Source organism: Mesorhizobium sp. M7A.F.Ca.MR.176.00.0.0, assembly GCF_004023165.1.
GTDB lineage: Bacteria > Pseudomonadota > Alphaproteobacteria > Rhizobiales > Rhizobiaceae > Mesorhizobium.
The window spans coordinates 1-7,387 of the sequence record NZ_RZTC01000182.1; the positions used below are offsets into that span (position 1 = coordinate 1).

At 62.6% G+C, this 7,387-nt stretch carries 6 protein-coding genes and 3 pseudogenes; 7 read left to right on the top strand and 2 right to left on the bottom strand.

Features of this window, described 5'->3' with window-relative positions; genetic code table 11:
- The 7 genes and pseudogenes from EOB59_RS35455 to EOB59_RS32775 all read left to right on the top strand — a co-directional run.
- Positions 1–451 (top strand): annotated as a pseudogene (locus tag EOB59_RS35455) (hypothetical protein); the annotation flags it as partial.
- A pseudogene (locus tag EOB59_RS32750) lies at positions 438–626 on the top strand (IS66 family transposase); the annotation flags it as partial. The pseudogenes EOB59_RS35455 and EOB59_RS32750, both read left to right, overlap by 14 nt.
- 146 nt (positions 627–772) lie before the next feature.
- A complete protein-coding gene (locus tag EOB59_RS32755) occupies positions 773–1,267 on the top strand; it encodes a helix-turn-helix domain-containing protein (RefSeq protein ID WP_128178013.1) in 495 nt (164 codons plus the stop codon).
- Entirely contained in the window at positions 1,239–1,967 is a 729-nt protein-coding gene (locus tag EOB59_RS32760; RefSeq protein ID WP_206622092.1) for a transposase, read from the top strand. The genes EOB59_RS32755 and EOB59_RS32760 overlap by 29 nt, the downstream gene beginning before the upstream one ends.
- Positions 1,968–2,103: 136 nt before the next feature.
- Positions 2,104–3,366, top strand: a complete 1,263-nt coding sequence (gene istA, locus EOB59_RS32765) for an IS21 family transposase (RefSeq protein ID WP_128290162.1) — start codon at positions 2,104–2,106, stop codon at positions 3,364–3,366.
- Positions 3,363–4,217, top strand: a complete 855-nt coding sequence (gene istB, locus EOB59_RS32770; RefSeq protein WP_128178009.1) for an IS21-like element helper ATPase IstB — start codon at positions 3,363–3,365, stop codon at positions 4,215–4,217. Before istA (EOB59_RS32765) ends, istB (EOB59_RS32770) begins: the two co-directional genes overlap by 4 nt.
- Positions 4,218–4,295: 78 nt before the next feature.
- Positions 4,296–4,745, top strand: a pseudogene (locus EOB59_RS32775) (transposase); the annotation flags it as partial.
- Between the two features lie 117 nt (positions 4,746–4,862).
- Here the strand turns inward: EOB59_RS32775 and istB (EOB59_RS32780) are convergent.
- Positions 4,863–5,600 carry an IS21-like element helper ATPase IstB gene (gene istB, locus EOB59_RS32780; RefSeq protein ID WP_128178331.1) on the bottom strand — a complete coding sequence of 246 codons (738 nt, stop codon included), beginning with the start codon at positions 5,598–5,600 and terminating at the stop codon, positions 4,863–4,865.
- 11 nt (positions 5,601–5,611) lie between these two features.
- A complete protein-coding gene (istA, locus tag EOB59_RS32785; protein ID WP_128178333.1) occupies positions 5,612–7,138 on the bottom strand; it encodes an IS21 family transposase in 1,527 nt (508 codons plus the stop codon).
- Positions 7,139–7,387: the final 249 nt, after the last annotated feature.

Genomic DNA, 7,387 nt, shown 5'->3' on the forward strand with positions numbered 1-7,387 from the left:
CGGTGTGTCGATCTCCAAGCGCCAGGTCGTGCGGATCCTGACCAGCAAGATCGACACCTTCGTCGCCGAAGCGAAGCAGGTTCTGACGGCCGGGCTCGCTTCGGCCGGTTGGGTCAGCGTCGACGACACCGGGGCCCGCCATGGCGCGGTCAATGGCGTGTGTACGCAAATCGGCAATGACCGGTTCGCCGTGTTCACGACCACCAAGTCGAAGAGCCGGCTGAACTTCCTGCAGCTCCTGCACGGCGGGTCGGCCCGGTGGGTCCTGAATGCCGCCTCACGCGCCTACATGCTGGAGCGCGGGCTGCCGGTGATCACGACGGATCTTCTGCATGCCGGGCGCGAGCCGTCCGGGTTCGAGGACGCGGCGTCATGGGACGCCCATCGTAATTACTCAGGCCCTTGTCAGGGGCAAGAATCCCTGAATCTATGGGGATATGGATCGCACTGATTTGCAGCGTCTGACGAAGGAAGAGTTGATCGATTTGGTGCTGCGGATGCAGCGGCCAGAGAAGACATCACGCACGTCGTCCAAGCCACCTTCGAGCGATCGCAAGGCGCGTCGGGACAGGGCAAAGCCTGGCGGCGCCAAGGCGGGTCATGAAGGTCACAGCCGCGCCATGAGTGAGGATGTCATCGGGCGATGAATATTCCCTGATTGTGGGCATCGAAAATTCCCTAGTACACCTTGGCTGAAGTTGTGACTCGCGGGTTTTGGCGGGTGTCGTGTTGTGATTCACTTGAGGTGATTCGGAACCTTGAGGAGAAGAGCATGGCAGGTCGTCCTTTGCCGATTGTTCTGAGTGTCGAGGAGCGTTGCAAGTTGGAAGGCTTGATCCGCCGGCGTTCAACGCCCCAGCACCTGGCGTTACGCGCACGCATGATCGTGCTGGCGGCTGACGGGTTGGGAGTTGGCGAGACGGCCGAGCGAATCGGCGTGTGGCGCAAGGGCGTCAGCCAGTGGCGCGCACGCTGGCTGGCTGCCAGCCCCGGCACACCCGTTGTGGAACGGCTCCAGGATGCGCCGCGCTCGGGGGCGCCGGCGCGGATCACCCCAGAACAGATCTGCGCGATCGTGGCGCTGGCCTGCGAACGGCCCGAGGACTGCGGGGTGCCGCTCAGCCAGTGGAGTGCCAGTGACCTGGCCCGCGAGGCGGTACGCCGCGGCATCATCGGCTCCATCTCGCCCCGTTCGGTGGGGCGCTTTTTAAAAAGAATCCGACCTCAAGCCGCATCTCGTGCGGCCTTGGCTCACGCCCAAACCTGATCCCGAATTCGAGGCCAAATGCGTCGATGTGTGCGCCGTTTATCACAGCGCCATCGCCGCCAAGGAAACGATACGGACTGTCTCGATCGACGAGATGAGCGGCATCCAGGCGCTGGAGCGGATCGCACCGTCCCTGCCGATGACGCCTGGCCGGGTCGAGCGACGCGAGTTCGAATACATCCGTCATGGTACGCAGGCCCTGATTGCCGCATTCGACGTCGCGACAGGACAGGTTATCGGCACGGTCGCCGATAGCCGCAGCGAGGCTGAGTTCGTGACCTTTCTCAAGGCCCTGGTTGCCACGGCACCCAAAACCATGGGCTGGCGTGTCGTTTGCGACAATCTGGACACCCACAAGTCGGAAGGCGTCGTGCGGCTGGTGGCCGCTCAGTGCGGCATTGACCAAGCAACGCTCGGCCGCAAAGGGCGCGACGGCGTCCTGGCAACAAAGGCCAGCCGCGCCACGTTCCTCAGCGACAAAAGCCATCGCATTACTTTCCATTTCACACCAAAACACGCTTCCTGGCTCAATCAGATCGAAATCTGGTTCTCAATCTTGGTGCGCAAGGTGCTTCGCCGCGCCTCCTTCACCTCGAAGGCCGCTCTCAAAGACCGCATCGAGCGCTTCATCAACCATTTCAACAAGACCATGGCAAAGCCGTTCAAATGGACTTGGGCAGGAAAGCCTCTGACCCGGTGATCAATGCGTTCAAATCTCTGCCAAGGTGAACTAGTTGGCGCTGCTGCCGCCAGTTCCGGGACGCGTCCCGGAACTGGCGGCTTTCGCTCCGGCGTCGATAGTCCGTCCCGATTTGATCGGAATCGGAGCGGCGCTGGTGGTCCAACTTGGAGAACTTCTGATGATATTGGATCTACACCGTCAGGGCCTGTCCGTGACCGCGATTGCTCGGCGAACGGGCCGCGATCCCAAGACGGTCCGCAAATACATCGAGCGCGGGCTCGAACTTCCCGCCTATGGCCCGCGACAGGCGGGGCGGCCAAACAAGATCGTGCCCTTTGTCGACTATCTGCGCGAACGGGTCTCGGCCTTTCCCGATCTGAGCGCCGTGCGCCTGACGCGCGAGATTCGTGAGCGCGGCTATGACGGCGCCTACACCGCCGTGAAGCGCTTCGTGGCCGCAATCCGACCGCAGGAGCAGGTGCGTCCCTTCGAGGTGCGGTTCGAGACTCCGGCCGGATATCAAGCACAGATCGACTTCGCGCGCTTCGTCACCGAGTTCACCGACGCGCCGGGCGTGACGCGCATCGTCTGGCTGTTCTCGCTCGTGCTTGGCCACTCGCGCTACATCTTCGCCCGCTACGTCATGCACCAGGACCTGCAAACGCTGCTGCGCTGTCATATGCAGGCGTTCGACGCCATTGGAGGAGTACCGATCGAGATCCTCTACGACAGGATGAAGACGGCGGTCACCGGCGAAGATAACGAAGGCCACATCATCTACAATCGCTCGCTGCTGGCGCTGGCCAAGCACTTTGGCTTCCAGCCCAGAGCCTGCCGGCCGTATCGCGCCAAAACCAAGGGCAAAGTCGAGCGACCATTCCGCTATATCCGCGAGGACTTCTTCCTGGCCCGCAGCTTCCGCAATCTCGACGACCTGAATGAGCAATTGCAAGATTGGCTCGACACCGTCGCCAATGCTCGCCTGCACGGCACCACGCAACGCATCGTCAGCGAAGCCTTCGCGGCAGAGCAGCCGGAACTTCAACCTCTCCCGGCAGTTCCCTTCGACGCGCTTCTCAAGCTGGAGCGTCGCGTCAGCCATGATGGTCTCGTCTCGATCGGCGGCAACTACTATAGCGTTCCCGATCGCACCCGGCGCCTTGTCGAGGTTCACCAGCTTGCCGACTGCATCCGCATCCTGGACGAAGGCAGGCTGGTCGCCAGCCATCCTGTGCTCGAGGGGCGCCGCCAATATCGGATCGATCCTGCTCATCGTCAGGGGTTAGCTCGCCACGCGGCGAGGAAGACCGCCCCGGATATCATCGTCGGCCGCCTCGGCGATCATGTCGCCCGGCGCTCGCTCGACTTCTATCAGGCCGTCGCCGAGCGACTGGCCGTCGCGGGGAGCCGGTCATGACCATGCACGCATCCACGATCGACAGCATCAGGAAGAGCCTGGTCGGGCTGCGCATGCCACGGGCGCTCGAAGCGCTTGACGCGACCCTGCGGCGCATCGAGCAGGGCGAGATCGATGGCATCCAGGCCTTCGACGAACTTCTGGTGGAAGAACTAACTCTGCGCGAAAGTCGGCGCATCAAGGCTGCTCTGATGATGGCGCGCCTGACCACCATCAAGACGCTCGCCGGCTTCGACTTCGCTTTCCAGCCATCGCTCGATCGGAACCGCATCATGGCGCTGGCCGAACTGAAGTTCATCGAGCGGGCGGAGGTAGTCCATCTTCTCGGCCCGCCCGGCACCGGCAAGAGCCATCTGGCGACCGCGCTCGCCGTCGAAGCCGTCAAGGCCGCAAAGAGCGTCTACTTCTCCACGCTCGCCGACATTATCGCCTCGCTGGCCAAGGCCGAGCGCGAGGGGCAGTTGCGCGAGCGTATCCGCTATCTATGCCGCGCATCCCTGCTGGTCGTCGACGAAATCGGCTATCTCCCGGTCGTGCCCGGCGGCGGCAATCTCTTCTTCCAGCTCGTCAATGCCCGTTACGAGAAGGGTGCCATGATACTCACCTCCAATCGCGGCTTTGCAGAATGGGGCGAAGTTTTTGGTGATCCTGTTGTCGCAACAGCATTGCTCGACAGACTTCTTCACCATGCCGTCGTCGTGCAGATCGAAGGCTCGAGCTACCGATTGCGCCAGCACGCTGATCTTGTTCCCGAGCATGTTCGCTCCAAAGCGCTCATCAATCCGCCGCCACCGCCGAAAAAGCGTGGCCGCCCAGCAGGACTGAAATCGACCGATCAAGACGCCGGCTGATCACCGAAACCTTCACCCGCCAGATAGGGAAAATTGGATGCCCACTTTTGCGGAAACTTCGGTGCCCATTGACATGAGGATGCCGATCGCATCATCGATCATCATCCAGACCAATGCCTTTGCTGCCGCGCCAGCCTGTCGAGCGATCTTGCTGCCGAAACCGTCAGCGAGCACGACAAGATTGAGCTTCCCGCGATCAGGCCTTTGATTGAGCGCCATCGGCGTCTAGCAGTCCGTTGCCCGTCCTGCGGCACGCTGGTCGTCGCGGCTGTGCCAGATGCGGCGAAGGGGACGCCGTTCGGGCCACGCGTGCACGCCGTAGCGACCTATCTCAAGACTTTCCAGGCCCTGTCCTACGAGCGGCTGCAGGGCGCGTTCGCGAACCTTTTCGGTCTCACCATTAGCCAGGGCGGACTGATGAACATGTTGCGCCGTGCGCAGGGCGCGTTCGCGGCCGAGTGCGACAAGGCCGTCGCGGCGTTGCGCCGGGCCAAGGTCATCGCCTCCGATGAGACCGGCGTGCCGATTCCGACGAAGCCGCCCCTTTGTTCCGATATGATTGCGCCCCCGGATCCGATATGATCTCGCCCCCTGGGGCTAGGGCTCTGCTGGCGTTGATTGTTGTCATTTCGTATGCGTCAGGTGTCAAGCTTTTTGCGGCTGCTTTCGCCGCAGGCTTTCGCCCGTCAGATCGATGCGATGAGCGTTGTGAACGAGGCGATCCAGGATGGCGTCGGCATAAGTCGGATTTCCGATGACGTCATGCCATGCTGACACGGGCAGTTGGCTGGTGATGATGGTGGAGCGGCGGCCGTAGCGATCCTCGAGGATTTCGAGGAGATCGTGCCGGGCCTGATCGTCGAGTGGTTCAAGGCCCCAATCATCAAGGATCAGCAATTGGACGCGGGCGAGCGTGCGTTGCAGGCGTGCGTAGCGACCATCGCCTCTGGCGAGCGCCAGGTTGGCGAACAGGCGTGGGACACGCTGATAGAGAACGGACCGGTCGTCCCGGCAGGCCTTATGCCCGAGCGCGCAGGCCAACCAACTCTTGCCAACCCCTGATGGGCCGCAGATGGCCAGATTGTCGTGGGCATCGATCCAGTCGCCCGCGATGAGCTTGAGGAACAAGGCTCGATCGAGGCCACGCTCACCGCGATAGTCCACATCCTCAGGGGCGGCCTGATGGCGCAGCTTGGCAAAGCGCAGGCGGGCGCCGAGTTTGCGATCGTAGCGCCAGCTCCATTCCCGGTCGAGCAACAGCGCCAGCCATTCGCCATGCGATAGCTGTTCGGCCTCGGCATTGGCGGCCAGTTCATTGAATGCCTTGGCCATTCCGGTCAGGCCCATGGCGTTGAGCCGGTCGAGGGTGGGATGTGCAAGCATGTCATTCTCCTTCAGTGGTAATAGCGGGAACCGCGGATATTGGGGTGGTCGATGGGCTCGCGAGCCGTCGCCTGGCGCGACGATGCCCGGTCGAGGTGATTGTCGAGGATTGAGCGGACTGAGCCATAAGTCCTGGCGTTGATCTCCAGCGCCCGGCCGCAGGCGGCGTTGACGCGCTCGCGACCGAAGCCCTTGACGAGCCGGATGACGCCAAGACAGGCGCGGAAGCCTTGTTCGGGATGCGGCCGATCCGCCAGTATCTTCTGGCACAGCAAGGCCGCATCCGGGCCGATCGCGGAAGCTTCCCGGTTGATCCTCTCGATCGTCCAGTCGGCAAAGCGGCGGTGCGATGAAGGCATGTGATCCGACACCGTCGTGTGCCGTCCATTGCCGCTGGAGCGCAGATGGGCGGCGATCCTCTCGCCCTTGCGGAACAGCTCGATGGTGGTCGCCGTGATGCGCGCCTCGACCTGCTCCCGCGCAAAGCGGTATGGCACCGAGTAATAGTGCCGGTCGATCTCGACATGGTAGTCGAGGCCGGCGCGCCGAATGCGCCATTCAGCAAAGACGTAACGCTCAGCCGGCAGCGGCTTGAGTGTGGGCCGGTCGATCTCGTCGAACAGTTGTCGCCGCGTGCAGCCGACACGGCGTAGCACGCGGCGATCGTTCAGATCGGCAAGCAACTCGCCGATCGCCGCGTTGACCTCGGCCAGGCTGTAAAAGACACGATGGCGCAGGCGGCCGAGAAGCCAGCGCTCGACAATCCGCACCGCCGCCTCGACCTTGGCTTTGTCGCGTGGCCGCCGTGGCCGGGTCGGCAGCACCGAACTGCCATAATGCTCGGCCATGCCGGCATAGGTGCGGTTTACCTGCGGGTCGTAGCGGCAGGCCTTGATGATGGCGACCTTGGCATTGTCTGGAACCAACAGAGCCGGCGCGCCGCCGAACGCTTCCAGTGCATTGACGTGACACCCCAGCCAGTCCGGAAGTGTCTCACTCCAGCGCGCCTCCGCGTAAGATAGGCTCGAAGCGCCCAACACGGCCACGAACAGATGCGCCTGGCGCGTCTTGCCCCTCAGCCGGTCGACGATCACCGTCACCGTATCGCCGGCATAGTCGACGAAGAGCTTGTCGCCGGCGGCATGGTTCTGCCGCATCGTTACTGGCAGGTTGGATGCCCAGCCCCGGTATAGATCACAAAAGCGGCTATAGCGGTAACCATCGGGGTGGCGAGCGATGTATTCGTCCCACAGGATCTGCAGCGTCACATGCTTGCGCTTCAGCTCGCGGTGCACATGAGCCCAATCCGGCTCCACGCTGCGACGGTGCCCTGTCTTCGTCCCGTTTGCCTTGTAGAGCGCGGCTTCCAGGACCGCGTCGGTGATCTCATCGCCAAGCGGCCAAACCAGCCCGGCGGTCTCCGCGCGACGAAGCGTTTCGCGCACAGTCGAGGGCGCAGCCCCGACCCTGTACGAGATCGCCTTGTGGCCAAGGCCCTCTTCAAATCGATATCTCAAAATCTCGCGGACACGCCGCATCGCCAATCTCTCCGCAGGCATTTCATTCCTTCTCCTGGACAACCCAAAAGAAGGAACATTTCACCAGCAGAGCACCACGCCCATACACCCCTCCAAGGGGGCGGCATCATTTCGGAATCAGGGGGCGATTAAATCTCGGAACGAGGGGGCGAGATCATTTCGGAATCGGGGGGCGACATCCCTCGGAATTTGCACCCAGGGCACAGGCAAGCCACGATTTTCCCACGCCGCATGGGCCTGTAATTGCCA

Excerpts from the sequence above, each read along its gene's own strand:
- EOB59_RS32755 (WP_128178013.1), top strand. The coding sequence starts at position 773 with ATGGCAGGTCGTCCTTTGCCGATTGTTCTGAGTGTCGAGGAGCGTTGC.
- istB (WP_128178009.1), top strand. The coding sequence starts at position 3,363 with ATGACCATGCACGCATCCACGATCGACAGCATCAGGAAGAGCCTGGTC.
- istB (WP_128178331.1), bottom strand. The coding sequence starts at position 5,600 with ATGCTTGCACATCCCACCCTCGACCGGCTCAACGCCATGGGCCTGACC.
- istA (WP_128178333.1), bottom strand. The coding sequence starts at position 7,138 with ATGCGGCGTGTCCGCGAGATTTTGAGATATCGATTTGAAGAGGGCCTT.